16 protein-coding genes are annotated in these 16,856 nt (G+C 64.6%); 8 read left to right on the top strand and 8 right to left on the bottom strand.

Features of this window, described 5'->3' with window-relative positions; translation table 11 throughout:
* Nucleotides 1–107 precede the first annotated feature (107 nt).
* From ccmE to M8744_RS08275, 6 genes are all read left to right on the top strand, one after another.
* Entirely contained in the window at nt 108–554 is a 447-nt protein-coding gene (ccmE, locus tag M8744_RS08300) for a cytochrome c maturation protein CcmE (protein WP_251412928.1), read from the top strand.
* Between the two features lie 61 nt (nt 555–615).
* The gene (locus M8744_RS08295; protein ID WP_251412924.1) at nt 616–1,227 is read left to right on the top strand and encodes a holin-associated N-acetylmuramidase; all 612 of its coding nucleotides are present in this window, start codon (nt 616–618) and stop codon (nt 1,225–1,227) included.
* A complete protein-coding gene (locus tag M8744_RS08290; RefSeq protein ID WP_251412921.1) occupies nt 1,218–1,799 on the top strand; it encodes a holin family protein in 582 nt (193 codons plus the stop codon). Before M8744_RS08295 ends, M8744_RS08290 begins: the two co-directional genes overlap by 10 nt.
* Before the next feature lie 68 nt (nt 1,800–1,867).
* Entirely contained in the window at nt 1,868–3,844 is a 1,977-nt protein-coding gene (locus tag M8744_RS08285; protein ID WP_251412918.1) for a heme lyase CcmF/NrfE family subunit, read from the top strand.
* On the top strand, nt 3,841–4,305 hold the full coding sequence (locus tag M8744_RS08280) for a cytochrome c-type biogenesis protein (RefSeq protein ID WP_251412915.1): 465 nt from the start codon (nt 3,841–3,843) through the stop codon (nt 4,303–4,305). The genes M8744_RS08285 and M8744_RS08280 overlap by 4 nt, the downstream gene beginning before the upstream one ends.
* 75 nt (nt 4,306–4,380) lie before the next feature.
* Entirely contained in the window at nt 4,381–5,157 is a 777-nt protein-coding gene (locus M8744_RS08275; RefSeq protein ID WP_251412912.1) for an enoyl-CoA hydratase-related protein, read from the top strand.
* A gap of 84 nt (nt 5,158–5,241) precedes the next feature.
* On the opposite strand, the gene gltA is transcribed toward M8744_RS08275, so the two are convergent.
* Both gltA and gltX read right to left on the bottom strand, forming a co-directional pair.
* The gene (gltA, locus tag M8744_RS08270) at nt 5,242–6,537 is read right to left on the bottom strand and encodes a citrate synthase (protein ID WP_251412909.1); all 1,296 of its coding nucleotides are present in this window, start codon (nt 6,535–6,537) and stop codon (nt 5,242–5,244) included.
* 86 nt (nt 6,538–6,623) lie between these two features.
* The gene (gene gltX / locus M8744_RS08265) at nt 6,624–8,024 is read right to left on the bottom strand and encodes a glutamate--tRNA ligase (RefSeq protein ID WP_251412906.1); all 1,401 of its coding nucleotides are present in this window, start codon (nt 8,022–8,024) and stop codon (nt 6,624–6,626) included.
* Nucleotides 8,025–8,103: 79 nt separating this feature from the next.
* Here gltX and M8744_RS08260 point away from each other — a divergent pair, with 79 nt between their 5' ends.
* Nucleotides 8,104–10,137, top strand: a complete 2,034-nt coding sequence (locus M8744_RS08260) for a ComEC/Rec2 family competence protein (RefSeq protein WP_251412903.1) — start codon at nt 8,104–8,106, stop codon at nt 10,135–10,137.
* On the opposite strand, the gene lexA is transcribed toward M8744_RS08260, so the two are convergent.
* The 6 genes from lexA to M8744_RS08230 form a co-directional block, all read right to left on the bottom strand.
* The gene (gene lexA, locus M8744_RS08255; RefSeq protein ID WP_251412900.1) at nt 10,131–10,826 is read right to left on the bottom strand and encodes a transcriptional repressor LexA; all 696 of its coding nucleotides are present in this window, start codon (nt 10,824–10,826) and stop codon (nt 10,131–10,133) included. The two genes, M8744_RS08260 and lexA, sit on opposite strands and share 7 nt — an antisense overlap.
* A gap of 60 nt (nt 10,827–10,886) precedes the next feature.
* A complete protein-coding gene (locus tag M8744_RS08250) occupies nt 10,887–12,071 on the bottom strand; it encodes a molybdopterin molybdotransferase MoeA (protein WP_251412885.1) in 1,185 nt (394 codons plus the stop codon).
* Nucleotides 12,071–12,544: a cyclic pyranopterin monophosphate synthase MoaC gene (gene moaC, locus M8744_RS08245; RefSeq protein ID WP_251412883.1), complete on the bottom strand. Its 474-nt coding sequence runs from the start codon at nt 12,542–12,544 to the stop codon at nt 12,071–12,073. Before moaC ends, M8744_RS08250 begins: the two co-directional genes overlap by 1 nt.
* Complete coding sequence (trpC, locus tag M8744_RS08240) at nt 12,544–13,356, bottom strand: indole-3-glycerol phosphate synthase TrpC (protein ID WP_251412872.1); 813 nt, start codon at nt 13,354–13,356, stop codon at nt 12,544–12,546. The genes moaC and trpC overlap by 1 nt, the downstream gene beginning before the upstream one ends.
* A gap of 93 nt (nt 13,357–13,449) precedes the next feature.
* Nucleotides 13,450–14,472, bottom strand: coding sequence for an anthranilate phosphoribosyltransferase (gene trpD / locus M8744_RS08235; protein ID WP_251412870.1), 1,023 nt, complete (start codon nt 14,470–14,472; stop codon nt 13,450–13,452).
* Nucleotides 14,469–15,050, bottom strand: coding sequence for an anthranilate synthase component II (locus M8744_RS08230; protein WP_251412868.1), 582 nt, complete (start codon nt 15,048–15,050; stop codon nt 14,469–14,471). Before M8744_RS08230 ends, trpD begins: the two co-directional genes overlap by 4 nt.
* Before the next feature lie 180 nt (nt 15,051–15,230).
* Here M8744_RS08230 and M8744_RS08225 point away from each other — a divergent pair, with 180 nt between their 5' ends.
* Nucleotides 15,231–16,820, top strand: coding sequence for a divergent polysaccharide deacetylase family protein (locus M8744_RS08225; RefSeq protein ID WP_251412866.1), 1,590 nt, complete (start codon nt 15,231–15,233; stop codon nt 16,818–16,820).
* Nucleotides 16,821–16,856: the final 36 nt, after the last annotated feature.

The following is a 16,856-nucleotide window of genomic DNA, read 5'->3' as shown; positions in this document are numbered from 1 at the left end:
TCGAGGTCAAGGCGCAGTGTCGCAGCACGGGCGAATTTGCTTGAAAGATACACGGTCAATGCCGATATTTCTGCAAGCCATCGGACAGGCCGCAACGGAGTGCGCACATGAGATCGCTGAAGAAAACCCGCCGCATTCAGGTTATCGCCCTGGCCACTGTTGCGTTGATCATATCCACCGCCTTGATCGGCTATGCCATGCGCGACGGAATCAACTTTTTCCGCTCGCCGGTGCAGGTGCTGGCCGAGCCGCCCCAGCCGACCGAGGTGTTTCGCATCGGCGGTCTGGTTGCCGAAGGCAGCCTGAAGCGGGGGCAGGGTGAAACGATCCACTTCGAAGTCACCGATGGCGGCGCGACCATCCCGGTGATGTTTACCGGCGTCCTGCCCGACTTGTTCGAGGAAAACCAGGGCATGGTCGGCACCGGACGTTACGTGAATGGTGTCTTTGAAGCCTCTGAAATTCTTGCGAAACACGATGAAACTTACATGCCGAAGGAAGTCGTCGATGCGCTCAAGGAGCAAGGCATCTACCAGGACCCGAACGGTAGTTAATCGCGGCGTTAACCTCTGACCCGCCAGTGTTTGCCCACGAGCAAACAACGAGGCGGGAAACATGCCGGAAATTCAAGACATTGCGCGCGCCATCGTGGCGCGCGAGGGCGGGTTCGCCAATGACCCCGATGACCCGGGCGGTGCCACGAAACATGGTGTCACCGTTCACACCATGCGGCGTTTGGGGCTGGACCTGACCGGCGACGGGCTGGTTGACGCACACGACGTGCGGGCCCTGAGCCGGGCAGATGCCGAACGCATCTTTCTGCGCCACTATTATCAAGGGCCCCGCATCGACGCGTTGCCGGCGGTGCTGCGGGCCAGCGTCTTCGACATGTATGTGAATGCAGGCGCCAATGCGGTGAAGATCCTGCAACGGCTGTTGCGTCAGATGGGGCAGGATGTCGCCGTCGATGGAGTGATCGGGCCGCAAACCATCGCGGCGGCACGGTCCGTTGCAGAGGCCGCGCCCGAGCATATCGCGGATGCCTACGGAATCGCGCGGCGCAACTACTATTTTCGTCTCGCCGACAAGCGCCCGGCCAGCCGCAAATACGTGCGCCGCCGCGATGGCGGCAAGGGGGGCTGGATCATACGCGCCGAGGAGTTCATCACCCCCCGTTATCACCTGTCGCGCGCGGAATTCGACGAAAGGATCGCATCATGGCATTGATCGAAACCGCCCTTGGCGCGCTTTTCGGCAATGGGCGCAACGTGCTGCGCGAGACGGCCGAGCTATTCCGCGAAAATGCCGAATCTGCTGACGCGCGCGCGGCCGAGCGCCAGCATGCGGCGCTGGCACAATTCGGCGCCGAATTCACGCCACCGGCGCGGGGGCGATTTGATCGCGTGATGGACGCAGTCAACCGCCTGCCACGCCCGGCATTGGCGCTTGGTACGCTGGGCCTGTTCGTCGCGGCGATGGTCGATCCGGTCTGGTTTGCCAGCCGAATGCAGGGAATCGCCCTGGTGCCCGAACCGTTGTGGTGGCTTCTGGGGGCCATCGTCAGCTTTTATTTCGGGGCACGCCACCAGGCCAAGGGGCAGGAATTCCAGGCCCGTATCGCCCGTGGTATCGCGCAGATGCCAAAGGTGGCCGCCGGGCTGTCGCGCGGGCGCGCGGCAGGGGCGGAAACGCCCGGTGTCGCCCGCAGCGATGACGATGCGGCGCTGACATTGGACGCGCTGCGCCCCGAGGCCAACCCCGCGCTCGAGGCGTGGCGGCACGGTGGTGGACGGCGCTGACCGCGACAAGTTGAACAGGTGGGCAGAATCGCATTTGCCCGCCTGCATTAAAGACATATAAATGGGGCATGATTACAGAACTCGGCCACTTTGCCCTCGTCCTCGCTTTCCTGGTTGCCATCATCCAGGTTGTTGTGCCTCTTGTCGGTGCGCACAAGCGCTGGCCGGGATGGATGGCCGTTGCCGAACCAGCGGCGAATACGCAATTCCTGCTTACTGCGTTTTCTTTTGCTGCGCTGACCTATGCTTTCGTCACCTCTGATTTCTCGCTGCGGCTTGTGACGCTGAACAGCCATTCGGCCAAGCCGATGATCTACAAGATCAGCGGCGTCTGGGGCAATCACGAGGGCTCGATGCTGTTGTGGGTGCTGATTCTGACATTGTTCGGCGCGACGGCGGCATGGTTCGGCGGAAATCTGCCGCCCACGCTGAAAGCGCGGGTTCTTGCGGTGCAGTCTGCCATTTCGGTGGCGTTTTTCGCCTTTATCCTGTTCACATCCAACCCGTTCCTGCGGCTGGCCGTGCCGCCGTTCGATGGTCAGGATCTGAACCCGCTTCTGCAAGACCCCGGTTTGGCCTTCCATCCCCCGTTCCTGTACCTGGGATATGTCGGGCTGAGCATGGCGTTTTCCTTTGCCGTGGCCGCCCTGATCGAAGGGCGCGTCGATGCCGCCTGGGGCCGGTGGGTGCGCCCCTGGACGCTGGCGGCCTGGGTGTTCCTGACGATCGGTATCGCCCTGGGCAGCTGGTGGGCCTATTACGAACTGGGTTGGGGCGGTTTCTGGTTCTGGGACCCGGTTGAAAACGCTTCCTTCATGCCCTGGCTTTTCGCGGCGGCCCTGTTGCACTCGGCCATCGTGGTGGAAAAACGCGAAGCGCTGAAAAGCTGGACGATCCTTCTGGCTATCATGTCCTTCGGCTTTTCGCTGATCGGCACCTTCATCGTGCGGTCGGGCCTCCTGACTTCGGTGCACGCCTTTGCCAACGACCCCGAGCGGGGCGTGTTCATCCTGATGATCCTGGTGTTCTTTACCGGGGGCGCGCTGACGCTGTTCGCGTTCCGGGCCAAGGCGATGGAGGCCAAGGGCGTTTTCGGCATGGTCAGCCGCGAATCCGCGCTGGTCGCAAACAATATCCTGCTGGCGGTGTCATCGATGGTGGTGTTCGTGGGCACCATGTGGCCGCTGGTGGCCGAGATGTTCTTTGACCGCAAGCTGTCGGTGGGGGCGCCATTCTTCAACATGGCGTTCACACCCTTCTTCGTGGTCCTTGGCGCGATCCTGCCCATCGGCGCGATGTTGCCTTGGAAACGGGGTAGCATCGCCCGGGCGTTCCGGCCCTTGCGCGGGGCGTTCATCCTGGCAGTGGCGCTGGCGGCGCTGGCCTTTGCCATGCAGACGGGCCGTAGCGCGATGGGGCCGGTTGGACTGTTCCTGGGCTCCTGGCTGGTCTTCGGGGCGATGGTCGACATCTGGACCCGTACGGGGCGCGGCGCTGTTTCGGGGCGCCTGCGCAGGTTGATCCGTTTGCCCGGTGCCGATTGGGGCAAGGCTGTTGCACATGGGGGCCTGGGCGTGACGATGTTCGCCATTGCCGGGCTCTTGGCTTGGGAAGACGAAGATATCCGCGTGGTCCGAGAGGGTGAATCCTTCGAGGTTGCAGGCTACAGCCTGACGCTTGACAAGGTCGAACGGGTGCAAGGCCCCAACTACATCTCGACAATGGGCACGGTGCAACTGGCCCGCGACGGGCGCGAGATCACGACGCTTTATCCCGAAAAGCGCGTATACCCGGTGGCCGAGATGCCCACGACCGAAGCGGCGATCGACTATGGCTTTCTGCGCGATGTCTATGTCGTGATCGGCGATCCGCAGGATAACGGCGGCTGGGCCATTCGCACCTATTACAAGCCACTGGCCAACTGGATCTGGGGCGGGGCTATCCTGATGGCCCTGGGCGGTTTCCTCAGCCTGTCCGACAGGCGTTATCGCGTGGCGGCCGGGGCCCGGCGTCGGCGCGACGGTGTCGGGGTGCCGGCGGAATGAAACGTCTGATATTCGCTTTGCTTCTGGTGGTGATGCCGCTGGGTCCGTCGCTGGCGGTACAACCCGACGAGGTATTGAATGACCCGGTTTTGGAAGAACGCGCCCGCGAGCTGTCAAAGGGGCTGCGCTGCCTTGTGTGCCGCAACGAAAGCATCGATGAGTCGAACGCCACGCTTGCGCGCGACCTGCGCCTCTTGGTGCGCGAACGCCTTGTCGCGGGCGATAGCGACGACGAGGTGATCGACTACGTGGTCGACCGTTACGGCGAATACGTTCTGCTGCAGCCGCGTGCCTCGGGGTCAACCTGGGCGCTATGGGCCGCCGGGCCGATCATGCTGCTTTTGGCCATGGGGATTGCGCTGATGTATCTGCGGCGCCGTCAATCCGCGCCCGAGCCGGCCGACGGCGCTGGCCTGAGTGACAAGGAAAAGGCTCGCCTGGACGACATTTTGAAAAAGTGACGCCCGGTCCCCCTTTTTCTTACCGCGCGGTCGGTTATGCTGCCCCCTGACGACACCAGTGGGAGGGCAGAACGCATGGGGTATCAAACCATAAGCTATGAGGTGGCCGACGATATCGCGGTGATCACCTTGGACCGCGAAGACAAGATGAACGCGCTGAACGCGCAGATGCGGGCCGAAATCGCCGACGCGGCCCGCCAGGCGCCGAACGAGGCGCGGGTACTGGTGCTGACGGGCAAGGGGCGTGCGTTTTGTTCGGGCCAGGACCTGTCGGATCGGGCCAACGCCGCCAATCTGGACATGGAGCGCACGTTGCGCGACGAATACGGGCCGATGCTGCGCGCGATTTTCGACAGCCCGATTCCCACCATCAGCGCGGTGAATGGCCCCGCCGCCGGGGCAGGGGCCAACCTGGCGCTGGCCGCCGACGTGGTGATTGCCAGCGAAAATGCCTATTTCCTGCAGGCATTCACGAGGATCGGCCTGATCCCCGATGCCGGGGGCACCTACTGGATGACCCGTGGCATGGGCGCGGCCAAGGCCATGGGCGCGGCGCTATTTGCCGACAAGATCAGCGCCAAGCAAGCCGATGACTGGGGCCTGATCTGGGAGGCGGTGGCAGATGACGCGTTTGACGAGACATGGAAAGCACGCGCGGCGCATCTTGCCGCGGGGCCAACCGCGGCCTATGCGCAGGTAAAGCAGGCCATTCGCCAGTCTTGGGACAACACGCTGGACGAACAGCTTGAGCTTGAAGGGCGTTTGCAGGGCAAGGCCGGGAAAAGCCGTGATTTCCAAGAGGGCGTGCTGGCCTTTCTTGAAAAGCGAAAGGCGCATTTCGAAGGCCGGTGACCGCCACGACAAGGGCACGCCGTGCGAAACGGAAAAGGGCGCCCGATGGGGCGCCCTTTGCATTTATCCAACTCCGATCGGCGATCAGCGGTTTTCGACATCGATGTAATCGCGCTGGGTTTCGCCCAGGTACAGCTGGCGCGGACGGCCGATTTTCATCTGCGGGTCGCCGATCATCTCTTTCCACTGGCTGATCCAGCCAACCGTGCGGCTGAGTGCAAAAATCGGCGTGAACATCGAAGTCGGGAAGCCCATCGCCTCAAGAATGATGCCCGAATAGAAATCGACATTCGGAAACAGCTTCTTGTCGGCGAAATACTCGTCCTGCAGGGCGATGCGTTCCAGCTCCTTGGCGACCTGCAGCAACGGGTTGTCTTCGATGCCCAGCAGGTCGAGAACCTCGTCTGCCGACTGTTTCATGACCTTCGCGCGCGGATCGAAGTTCTTGTAGACGCGGTGACCGAAACCCATCAGGCGGAACGGGTCATCCTTGTCCTTGGCGCGGGCGATGAATTCGGGAATGCGGTCAACGCTGCCGATTTCCTTCAGCATCTCGAGGCAGGCCTGGTTGGCGCCGCCATGGGCCGGGCCCCACAGGCAGGCGATGCCGGCCGCGATACAGGCAAAGGGGTTGGCCCCCGAAGACGAGGCGAGCCGCACCGTCGAGGTGGATGCGTTCTGCTCGTGATCGGCGTGCAGGATGAAAATGCGATCCATCGCACGGCTGAGGATCGGGTTGACCTCGTATTTCTCGGCCGGAACGGCAAAGCACATGTGCAGAAAATTCGCCGCGTAATCCAGGTCGTTGCGCGGATAGTTGAAGGGCTGGCCGATCGAGTATTTATAGGCCATTGCCGCGATGGTCGGCATCTTGGCGATGAGCCTGATCGACGCGACCTCGCGCTGCCACGGGTCGTTGATGTCGGTGGAGTCGTGATAAAAGGCCGACATCGCACCGACCACGCCAACCATCGTGGCCATCGGATGCGCATCGCGGCGGAAACCGCGGAAAAAATTGTGCATCTGCTCGTGGATCATGGTGTGGCGCGTCACGCGCGTCTCGAAATCCTCAAGCTGGGCGGCCGTGGGCAATTCGCCGTAAAGCAGCAGGTAACACACTTCGAGGTAATGCGACTTGCTGGCCAACTGGTCGATCGGATACCCGCGATGCAGCAGCACGCCCGCGCCGCCGTCGATATAGGTGATGGTGCTGTCGCAGCTGGCTGTCGACGTAAAACCGGGATCATAGGTGAAAACACCGGCATCGGCATAAAGCTTGCGAATGTCGATCACGTCAGGGCCGGCGGTCGGGCTGTATACGGGCAGGTCAAAGCTTTTCCCGTCGTAGGATAGCGTCGCGGTCTTTTCGGGGTCTGTCATGGCCTATCTTCCTTCCTCAAGGGCCGCGGGCGCGGATGCGCCGGGCTTTGCTATTCCGGGCTGGCTGAACAGCGGGTTAAAGCCGGTCAGCTAGCAGCGTCGGTAATACGGGCAACGGTTTCATCACGCCCAAGAACCAACATCATGTCAAAGACGCTTGGTGTCGCGGCCCGACCGGCCAAGGCGGCCCTCAAAGGGCCCGCCAGCTTACCGAATTTCATGCCCCGTGTTTCGGAAAACTCGGTCGCGACAGTCTCAAGCGCGTTTCGCGTCCAGCTAGCACTTTGCAGATGCGGCGTCAATTCTCCCAGTATACCACGGGATACATCATCAAGCGCCTTGGCCGCCTTCTCGTCTGGCACGATCGGGCGCTCGGCCAAGGCAAATTCCGCCTTTTCAATCAGTTCCGGAAAGGTCTTTGCGCGCTCTTTCAGGCAATACATGGCACTTTCCACCAAGGCCGCCTTGGCTTCGGGCAAGGCCGGGCGCCCCGTGGCCACCAGGTAATCCTGAAGCTCTTGCAGCAGTGCAGCATCCTGCGCCGCGGCGATGTGCTGACCGCTCAGGTTTTCAAGTTTCTTGAAGTCGAAGCGTGCGGGCGATTTGCCGATTCCGTCCAGATCGAACCATTCGCGGGCCTGCGCATCGGTAAAGAATTCGTCATCGCCGTGGCTCCAGCCCAGCCGCGCCAGGTAGTTGCGCATTCCCGCCGCCGGGTAGCCCATTTTCTGATACTCATCGACGCCCAAAGCACCGTGGCGTTTCGACAGTTTCTTGCCATCGGGGCCGTGGATCAGCGGGATATGCGCCCAGATCGGCACGTCCCAGCCCATCGCTTCATAGATCAACATCTGGCGCGCGGCGTTGTTCAGGTGGTCATCGCCCCGGATCACGTGGGTCACCCCCATATCGTGATCGTCCACCACCACGGCCAGCATGTAGACGGGGCTGCCATCGCTGCGCAGCAGCACCATGTCGTCGAGCTGGTCATTGCCGATGGTCACATCGCCCTGGACCTTGTCACCGATCACGGTCTGCCCATCACGCGGGGCCTTGATGCGCACCACGTAGGGCGCGTCGGGGTGACTGGCCGGGTCGACATCGCGCCAGGGGCTTTGAAACAGGGTCGACCGCCCCTCGGCCCGCGCCGTGTCGCGGAATGCCTGGATCTCGTCCTGCGTCGAAAAGCACTTGTAGGCCTTGCCCTCGGCCAGCAATTGCCGCGCCACCTCGGCGTGACGCTCGGACCGGGCGGCCTGGCTGACCACGTCACCGTCGTGATCGAGCCCCAGCCAGGCCATTCCGTCGAGAATGGCCTGCGTGGCCTCGGGGGTGGAGCGGTCGCGATCGGTATCTTCGATCCGAAGCAGGAACTTGCCGCCACGGCCGCGCGCGTAAAGCCAGTTGAACAGCGCCGTACGCGCGCCGCCAATGTGCAAAAAGCCGGTGGGCGAGGGCGCGAAACGGGTCACGACTTGGTCGGTCATCGGGGCGGTTAACCTTTCGGTAAGCTTGTTGAAGATAGTGTTTGCGCCTGTCTACCGATGCAGGATGCGGGGGGCAAGGATGCACATCTTCAAGGGACCGCAGGCGGTTCTGGCCGCGCAGCGCGGCCACCTGTTCCCCTGGGTGCCGGTGGCGTTGGCCAGTGGCATCGGTCTTTACCTTGCGCTCAAGTGGGAGCCAGCCTTGCCGCATTACCTGTTGCTGGGGGGGCTGGCACTGTTCTTTGCATCCGTCGCCAGCCGGGCCGGGGTAACGCTTGGCCCGTTGCTGTGGCTATGCGCGTTGCTGCCGGCGGGGGTCATCCTTGCGGGCGCAAGGGCGCATATGCAGGCATCGCCGGTGCTGGACTTTCGCTATTACGGCGCGGTCGAGGGCCGGATCGTCGCGATTGACCGATCGGCCTCGGACGCGCTGCGCCTGACGCTTGACCGGGTGTGGCTGGATGATGTGCCCCCGCCGCGCACGCCCGCGCGTGTCCGCATCGCGTTGCATGGCGAACAGGGCTTTGCCCCGCTTGCCCCAGGTCGCCGCGTGATGATGACGGCGCATTTGTCGCCGCCCGGCGGCCCTGTCGAACCGGGTGGTTTTGATTTCCAGCGCCATTCCTGGTTTTTGCAGCTGGGGGCGGTGGGCTATACCCGCTCGCCCGTTCTGCTGGCAACGGCTTCGCGTGAGGGCGCGGCGATTGCCGCGATCCGGCTGGCGCTTTCCGGTCGCGTGCAAGCCGCCCTGCCGGGCGAGCGTGGTGCCTTTGCGGCCGCTATCATGACGGGCGACCGCGCGGGAATCAGCCAGGGCACGCTCAAGGCGCTGCGCGATTCGAACCTCGCGCATCTGCTGGCCATTTCGGGGTTGCATATGGGGCTTTTGGCGGGGTTCGTTTTTGCCGCCTTTCGGCTGGGTTTCGCCGCGATCCCGTATCTGGGGCTGCGCTGGCCAGCCAAGAAGCTGTCGGCCGGTTTGGCCTTGATGGTGGCGGCGGGTTACCTTGCGCTGTCAGGCGGCAATGTCGCGACCGAGCGCGCTTTTGTCATGGTGGCGGTGATGCTGGTGGCGGTGATTCTGAACCGTCGGGCGCTGTCGCTGCGCGCTGTGGCCGTCGCGGCGCTGATCGTGCTGGTGTTGCGCCCGGAGGCCTTGTTAAGCCCCGGCTTTCAAATGAGTTTCGCCGCGACCACGGCATTGGTGGCCGTGTTCGGCGCGATTCGTGACAACAAGTGGTCGCTGGGGCCGAAATGGCTGCAACCGCTGGCGGCGGTCGTGATCTCCTCGGCCGTGGCCGGGGCGGCGACCGGGCCGGTGGGGGCTGCGCATTTCAACCAGATGGCCCATTTCGGCCTGCCCGCCAACCTGGTTTCAGTGCCGCTTATGGGTGTGCTGGTGATGCCTGCGGCGGTTCTGGCCGCGATACTGATGCCGTTCGGTTTGGAGGCGGTCGCGCTGTGGCTCATGGGGCAGGGGTTGGCGTGGGTGCTGGCGGTGGCGCATTGGGTGGCCGATCGTCCCGGGGCCACCGGCGGGGTCGTCGCGCCCGATGGCGCGGTGCTGCCCATGATGGCGTTGGGGATGTTGTGGCTGATCCTGTGGCAGGGCAGGGCACGCGTCCTGGGGCTGGCGCCGGCGCTGGCGGCGGTGGTGCTTTGGGCCCAGACAGAGCGGCCGCCGATCCTGATCTCGGAAAGCGGTGGCCTGGTCGGCGTCCTGACGTCCAAAGGCCGCGCCCTCAGCGCGCCGCGCGGGGCGGGGTTCGTGGCCTCGATCTGGTTGGAAAACGACGGTAGCACTGCGCTGCAAGCGCAGGCGGCGGCGCTGTGGCCGGGCGCGGTGGCGCTTGGCGGCGGCAGCCGGTTGCTCGTGGCAAAAGGCAAGCGCGCCTTGGCCGCCCAGAGCTGTGATGCGTCGGATTGGGTGGTCACGAATGTTTCCCAACCGCGCGATCTGCCCTGCCGCGTTTTGTCACCGCGTGCCTTGCGCGACAGCGGCGCGTTGGCCATCTGGCCGGATGCGCGCAACGGGCCGCGCATCCTTGGTGCCAAGGAGGTATCGGGCGCACGCCTGTGGAATGGCGGCGCCCCCGATCGGGCGTATCAATAGCTGCGGATCAAGCCCACCAGACGGCCCTGAACCTTGACCTGGTCCGAGGGCAGAACCCGCGTTTCATAGGCCGGGTTCGCCGCTTCCAGCGCGATAGAGGCTCCCCGGCGATAAAGTCGCTTCAACGTCGCTTCCTGGTCCTCGATCAGGGCCACGACGATATCGCCGTTGTCGGCCGTGCTGGTCTCGCGGATGATGACGATATCACCATCGTTGATCCCGGCCTCGATCATCGAGTCCCCCTTGACCTCAAGCGCGTAATGTTCGCCCTTGCCCGATATCATGCTGCCCGGCACCGCGACGTGGTGTGACACTTCGGCAATCGCCTCGATCGGAACACCGGCCGCGATGCGGCCCATGACCGGCAGTTCCAGCGCGTGCACGGTTTCGACGGGTATAGCAGATGCGGGCCGGCTGTCGGGGCGGTCGCCATCGATCACCGACAAGGCTGGGCTATCCGTGCTGCCGCCCAGGGCCTCGGGCAGTTTGACCACCTCGATCGCGCGGGCACGGTGGGCCAGGCGACGGATGAAACCGCGTTCTTCCAGTGCGGTGATCAGCCGGTGAATGCCCGATTTCGAGCGCAGATCAAGCGCTTCCTTCATTTCGTCGAAACTGGGCGGCACCCCGTCGCGCTGCACGCGTTTATGAATGAAATTCAGCAGGTCGAGCTGTTTTTTCGTCAACATTTTCGGTGGCCCTCTGGTCCCATGCGTATCGCTTTGTTCTACGCATGTTCTTGTTTTGTGTCAACTCCGCGTGAACAAGGGCACGTATTCGACGGGCTCTCCGGCTTTGCGCGGACCGTCGCCGATGGGGCGGATCAGCAGGGCGTTGGCCTCGGACAGGATCGACAAAAGCGAGCTGTCCTGGCGTGCGAACGGGGTGATCATGCCATCTGTCAGCCGCGCGCGCATGTAGTGTTCACGCGGCCCGTTTGCATCGACATCGGCGCCCAGTTGCGCAGTTGCGCGGGGGGCGGGGCCGGCGTGCAGGCCCATCATCGCGCGCAGCACGGGCAGCAAGAACAGGTGGCCGCAAACCATCGCCGACACGGGGTTGCCAGGCAAGCCGATCATCACCGCGTCGTTCAATCGCCCGGCCATCAGCGGTTTGCCGGGGCGCATGGCGATCTTGTAAAAGGCGCGCTCCATCCCGACCTCTTCGGCCACGCGAGCCACGATGTCATGATCGCCCACCGAGGCGCCGCCGATCGTCACGATCACGTCGGCGTCCTTTGCCAGGTCCAGGGCGGTGCGCAGCGAGGCGGGGATGTCACGCGCTATGGGCAACAACCGCGCTTCGGCGCCGGCCTCTTCGACCAGGGCGTGCAGGCCGAAAGTGTTCGATGCGATGATCTGGTCGGGGCCTGGGGTTTCGCCCGGCATCACCAGCTCGTCTCCCGTGGAAATCAGCGCCACGACAGGGCGCCGCGCAACCGGCACCTCGGCGACGTTCATCGAGGCCAGCAGCGCCATGTCGGCAGGCGTCAGGCGGCGCGGGGCGGAAAGGCGGTCGCCTTCTCGGAAATCGCCGCCAGCAGGGCGGATATTCGTGCCATCGCCGGGCGTGCCGGTGATGCTGACGCGGGAGTCCACGGCGGTGCAGTCCTCTTGCAGGACGACATGGCCCACGCCTTCGGGCACGGGCGCGCCGGTGAAGATGCGCACCGCTTGGCCGGGGCCGACCGTGCCCGCAAATCCGTGGCCCGCCGCGGCCTCGCCAATCACGTCGAAGGCCGCGCCTTGCTGGGCGGCGCCCGCGGCGATGCCATACCCATCCATGGCCGAGGCGGCAAAGGGCGGCTGACTGCGGTTGGCCACGGCATCGGCGACCATAACCCGGCCGCGCGACCGCAAGAGCGGCACGGTTTCCGCCACCGGCGCGGGGGCCAGCGCAAAGAGGTGGTCGAGTGCCTCGTTTACGGTGATCATTACGCCTCGTAACGGCCTGATTTTCCGCCGTCTTTCAGGGTCACGCGGATACCGCCGATTTCCATTGCCTTGTCCACGGCCTTGGCCATGTCATAGACGGTGAGCGCAGCGGTGCTGACGGCGGTCAGCGCCTCCATCTCGACGCCGGTCTGGCCGGTCGTCTTGACGGTCGCCTCGATCTCGACGCCGGGCAGATCGGGCAGCAGCGTCAACTCGACCGCAACCTTGGTCACGGGCAGCGGGTGGCAAAGCGGGATAAGATCGGGCGTTTTCTTTGCGCCCATGATGCCCGCCAGCCGCGCGACGGCCAGAACATCGCCCTTTTTGGCGCGACCTTCGGAAATGATATCAAAGGTTTCGCGTGCCATCTTCACGTGGCCGCGCGCGGTGGCCACGCGTGCAGTCACGGCCTTGTCGGACACGTCGACCATGTGGGCATCGCCCTTGCCGTCGAAATGAGTCAGCCCCGACATCACATAGGTCCGGCTGTCAGGGGGTGGGCCAGCAGCTCGCGCGTGGCCTGCGCCACGTCGTTCTGGCGCATCAGGCTTTCACCGATCAGGAAACAGCGCGCGCCATAGCGGGCCAGCTCGGCCAGGTCATCGGGCGTGTTCAGCCCGGATTCCGAAATGATCAGCTGTTTGGGCGGCACCAGCCGCGCCAGACGGCGCGTGGTGTCAAGCGAGGTTTCAAAGCTGCGCAGGTCACGGTTGTTGATGCCTGTCAATCGCGAGTCGAGCGCGGCGGCACGTTCCAGTTCCTGCTCGTCATGGACCTCGATCAGCGCGTCCATGCCCCAGCGTGTCGCGGCATCTTCAAGCTCCTTTGCCTGGGAGTCGCTGACGCTGGCCATGATGATCAGGATGCAATCGGCCCCCAGTGCCCGCGCTTCTGCGACCTGGTAGGGGTCATACATGAAATCCTTGCGCAGAACCGGCAGATCGCAGGCCGCGCGCGCCTGGACCAGGTATTCCTTGGCCCCCTGGAAGCTGGGCGTATCGGTCAGAACGCTCAGGCACGAGGCTCCGCCCTCGGCATAGGCGGCAGCCAGCGTTGCGGGGTCGAAATCTTCGCGGATCAGCCCCTTGGACGGGCTGGCCTTCTTTACTTCGGCAATAAGGCCGTAGCCGCTGACACTGGCCTGGAACAGCCTGTCGAAAAAGGAGCGCACCGCAGGGGCGGCGTTGGCCTCTTCCTCGACCGTGGCAAGCGTTTTCTCCGCCTTGGCGGCGGCGACTTCTTCCAGCTTGTATGCCTTGATCTTGTCGAGAACTGTATCTGTCATGCCCGAGTCATACCCAAGCATGGGGCCCAGGGGAAGCGCCAAAGCTCAACCGGGACAAAGCCCTGGTCACAAGCGGCAGCGGCGTTGGGCCGATCAGGTGCCGGCGCTTGTGACCTCGGCCAGTTTCACGATCTTTTCGCGTGCGGCGCCGCTGTCGATGCTGGTGCGGGCCATCTCGACCCCCGTTTTCAGGTCCGTCGCGGCCTCGGCCACCACCAGCGCGGCCGCCGCGTTCAGCAGCACCGCGTCGCGATAGGCGCCCTCGGCCCCGTTCAGCAGCGCGCGAAAGGCGCGGGCATTATCCTCGGGAGAGCCGCCAAGTATGTCCTCGAACGGGTGAACCGGCAGGCCGAAATCCTCGGGGTGGAGTTCGACCTCGCGGATCGAGCCGTCGGTTTCCAGCGCGGCCACCCAGGTGGGGCCGGTGATCGTCATTTCGTCGGTACCGTCGCCGCCATGCACCAGCCATGCATGTTCACTGCCGAGCCGGCCCAGGGTTTCGGCCATCGGACGGATCATCTCGCGCGAGAACGCGCCGGTAAGCTGGCGCTTCACGCCCGCCGGGTTGGTCAGCGGCCCCAGGATGTTAAAGATCGTGCGGGTGCCAAGTTCCGATCGCGTGGGGCCGACATGGGCCATGGCAGGGTGATGCATCGGCGCCATCATGAAGGCGATGCCGCAGGTTTTAAGCGACTTTTCAACGAGATCGGGGCCGATCATGACGTTGACGCCCATCTGCGTCAGCGCATCGGCCGCGCCGGATTTCGATGAAAGGTTGCGGTTGCCGTGCTTGGCGACCGGCACCCCCGCGCCCGCCACCACGAAGGCGGTTGCGGTCGAGATGTTCAACGTGCCCTTGCCGTCGCCCCCTGTGCCCACGATGTCGATCGCGCCTTCTGGCGCGCGCACCTTGTGGCATTTGGCCAGCATCACCGCGGCGGCGGCGGCGTATTCGTCAACCGTTTCGCCGCGCGTGCGCAACGCCATCAGCAAACCGCCGATCTGGCTGGGCGTGGCTTCCCCTTCGAACAGAACGGTAAAGGCGGCCTCGGCCTCGTCACGGGTCAGGGCACGCTCGCAGGCGGCGGCCAACAGAGGTTTCAGCTGGTCGCTCATGCGGGCACCTTCATCATGTTCAGGAAATTCTTCAGCATCGCATGCCCGTGTTCGGACGCGATGGATTCGGGGTGGAACTGCACGCCGTGGATCGGCAGGTCGCGGTGTTGCAGGCCCATGATCGTGCCATCGTCAAGCGCGGCGGTGACGCGCAGGCAGTCGGGCAGGCTGTCACGCTCGACCACCAGCGAATGATAGCGCGTGGCCCGGAAAGGGCTGGGCAGCCCGGCAAAAACGCTTTCACCGTCGTGATGCATTGCACCCATCTTGCCGTGCACGATCTCGTGGCAGCGCACGACCTTGCCGCCAAAGGCCTGCCCGATGGCCTGGTGGCCCAGGCAGACGCCCATCAAGGGGATGCCGGCCTCGGCGGCGGCGCGGGTCAGGGACAGGCAGATACCCGCCTGGTCGGGATCGCAAGGCCCGGGTGACAGCAGGATGCCCGCGGGCTTCATCGCCATCGCCTGCTGCACATCCAGCGTGTCGTTGCGATGCACCTGCACATCGGCGCCCAACTCGCCCAGGTAATGGACGAGATTGTAGGTGAAGCTGTCGTAGTTATCGATGAGAAGAAGCATAAGCCCTGTCTTTTGCGGTTTTCGGGGCTGGTTGCCCGCGTCCTGGTCGCGGTATACTTGCCCGTGCTTATGTGGCAAGGTCAAGCCGCCCGCATGCGCCCGGTCGCAGCGATGGGCGCACAGGTCGCGCCAAGGGGCGCAGAACAGCCCCGGCGGCACGAGTGGTATGGGAGCAGGCGTATGACACGCGGATTCTTGGGTGGGATTCTGTTGGGCACGGTCGTGTGCGGTGCGGCGGCGGTGGTGATCACGGCCGTGATCGGCCCGCCCAAGGCCCCAACGCCCGAGGCCACCGCGCTGGAGGTGCCGCCTGGATCGGAGTTCCAGGAGCGGCGCGAAGATGGTGCTGCCACCGTACCCGCCACCCTGCCGCAGTCCAAGCCCGAGGCCGCCCCGGCCGTTGCCCCGCCCGCGCCCGATTCGATCGCGCCGATGACGGAGGCCGATACCCAACCTGCCGCGCAGCCACAGACCGGCGCGGCCGAAAACGAATTGGCCACGCCACCCGAGCAGGGCCAGCGCGGCCGGGTCGAGGTGGGCACGGATTCCCCCGTCTTGCCCAGCCCGCAGGCAGTGTTGCCGGTTGCGCCGGAATCCGACGAAGGCGTGGCGGTGCCGCAGGCATACACACCCGTGGCGCCGCAGGCCGCCGAAACGGGTGAAGCGCCCGAAACCGGCGTTGATGCAGGTCCGCCTACGCCCGAAGGCGCCTCCGGTACATCCCCTCAAACCGACGAAGAGGCTACGCCGGAAACGGCGGAGGCGGCACCGGATGATGACGCGGCGGCAGAGGTGTCACCCGATAACGAGGATTCCGAGGCGCAGCCATCTGCGCCCGCGCAACCCGCCGAGCCCGATGTGCAAGCCGCCGAAGCCGAGGCGCAGGCCCCCGAAGAACAGGCCATGCCCGAAGATGGAGAGGATGACACCCGCCCCGGTATCGGCACGCCGGCGCAATCGCTGATCTCGCGCAACGAGCCGGGCGCGTCACGTTTGCCGCTGATCGGCGACCAGGCCGCACCGGAGGACGCGGCGGTCCCCGACACGGAATCCGATGACGCCGACGGTGCGGCGCAACCGCCGATCATCGCCAATGCCGTGCCTTTCGAAGCCCCCGGTGAAAAGCCGCTGATGTCTATCGTTCTGATCGACGATGGCGCGTTTTCCAGCGCGGTCGAGGCGCTGAGTTCCTTTCCCTATCCGCTGAGCTTTGCCATCGACCCCATGCGCGCCGGCGCGGATGCCGCCATTGCGCGCTATCGCGAGGCCGGGTTCGAGGTGTTGGCCCTGGCGAACATCCCCGAATCCGCCGCCGCCGCGGATGTCGAGGTGAACCTTGCCGCGCTCTTGTCGCGTTTTCCACAAGCCGTTGCGGTCATGGAAGGGGATGGCACGGGCCTGCAGGCCAGCCGCGCGGTTTCGGATCAGGTTGCCGCCTACCTGGCCGATAGCGGGCATGGGCTGGTGATGTATCCCAACGGTCTCGATACCGCGCGAAAGCTGGCCGAGAAAGAGGGCGTGCCCGCCGCCACGCTGTTTCGCGATTTCGACGCCGACGGTCAGGATGCCGCCGTGATCCGGCGTTTCCTTGACCAGGCCGCGTTCAGGGCCAACCAGGAAGAAAGCGGCGTGGTGATGGTGGGGCGCGCCCGCCCCGAAACCGTTTCGGCATTGATCCTGTGGGGGCTGGCGGATCGCGCCGGCAGCGTCACCTTGGCGCCCGTTTCGACCTTGTTGCGGGCGCGGGCTGGGATGGAGCCGGCCCGCTAGAGCGTCAAGCGCCACGTCTAAGGCCCGGCCGTGCAG

It is taken from the genome of Lutimaribacter degradans (genome assembly GCF_023703375.1).
Lineage (GTDB): Bacteria > Pseudomonadota > Alphaproteobacteria > Rhodobacterales > Rhodobacteraceae > Lutimaribacter > Lutimaribacter degradans.
This window is presented reverse-complemented; position numbering and strand designations above follow the sequence as displayed.

Excerpts from the sequence above, each read along its gene's own strand:
- trpD (WP_251412870.1), bottom strand. The coding sequence starts at position 14,472 with ATGAGCGACCAGCTGAAACCTCTGTTGGCCGCCGCCTGCGAGCGTGCC.
- M8744_RS08260 (WP_251412903.1), top strand. The coding sequence starts at position 8,104 with ATGCACATCTTCAAGGGACCGCAGGCGGTTCTGGCCGCGCAGCGCGGC.
- M8744_RS08230 (WP_251412868.1), bottom strand. The coding sequence starts at position 15,050 with ATGCTTCTTCTCATCGATAACTACGACAGCTTCACCTACAATCTCGTC.
- M8744_RS08225 (WP_251412866.1), top strand. The coding sequence starts at position 15,231 with ATGACACGCGGATTCTTGGGTGGGATTCTGTTGGGCACGGTCGTGTGC.
- M8744_RS08275 (WP_251412912.1), top strand. The coding sequence starts at position 4,381 with ATGGGGTATCAAACCATAAGCTATGAGGTGGCCGACGATATCGCGGTG.
- M8744_RS08250 (WP_251412885.1), bottom strand. The coding sequence starts at position 12,071 with ATGATCACCGTAAACGAGGCACTCGACCACCTCTTTGCGCTGGCCCCC.
- trpC (WP_251412872.1), bottom strand. The coding sequence starts at position 13,356 with ATGACAGATACAGTTCTCGACAAGATCAAGGCATACAAGCTGGAAGAA.
- ccmE (WP_251412928.1), top strand. The coding sequence starts at position 108 with ATGAGATCGCTGAAGAAAACCCGCCGCATTCAGGTTATCGCCCTGGCC.
- M8744_RS08285 (WP_251412918.1), top strand. The coding sequence starts at position 1,868 with ATGATTACAGAACTCGGCCACTTTGCCCTCGTCCTCGCTTTCCTGGTT.
- moaC (WP_251412883.1), bottom strand. The coding sequence starts at position 12,544 with ATGTCGGGGCTGACTCATTTCGACGGCAAGGGCGATGCCCACATGGTC.
- lexA (WP_251412900.1), bottom strand. The coding sequence starts at position 10,826 with ATGTTGACGAAAAAACAGCTCGACCTGCTGAATTTCATTCATAAACGC.
- M8744_RS08295 (WP_251412924.1), top strand. The coding sequence starts at position 616 with ATGCCGGAAATTCAAGACATTGCGCGCGCCATCGTGGCGCGCGAGGGC.
- gltA (WP_251412909.1), bottom strand. The coding sequence starts at position 6,537 with ATGACAGACCCCGAAAAGACCGCGACGCTATCCTACGACGGGAAAAGC.
- gltX (WP_251412906.1), bottom strand. The coding sequence starts at position 8,024 with ATGACCGACCAAGTCGTGACCCGTTTCGCGCCCTCGCCCACCGGCTTT.
- M8744_RS08290 (WP_251412921.1), top strand. The coding sequence starts at position 1,218 with ATGGCATTGATCGAAACCGCCCTTGGCGCGCTTTTCGGCAATGGGCGC.
- M8744_RS08280 (WP_251412915.1), top strand. The coding sequence starts at position 3,841 with ATGAAACGTCTGATATTCGCTTTGCTTCTGGTGGTGATGCCGCTGGGT.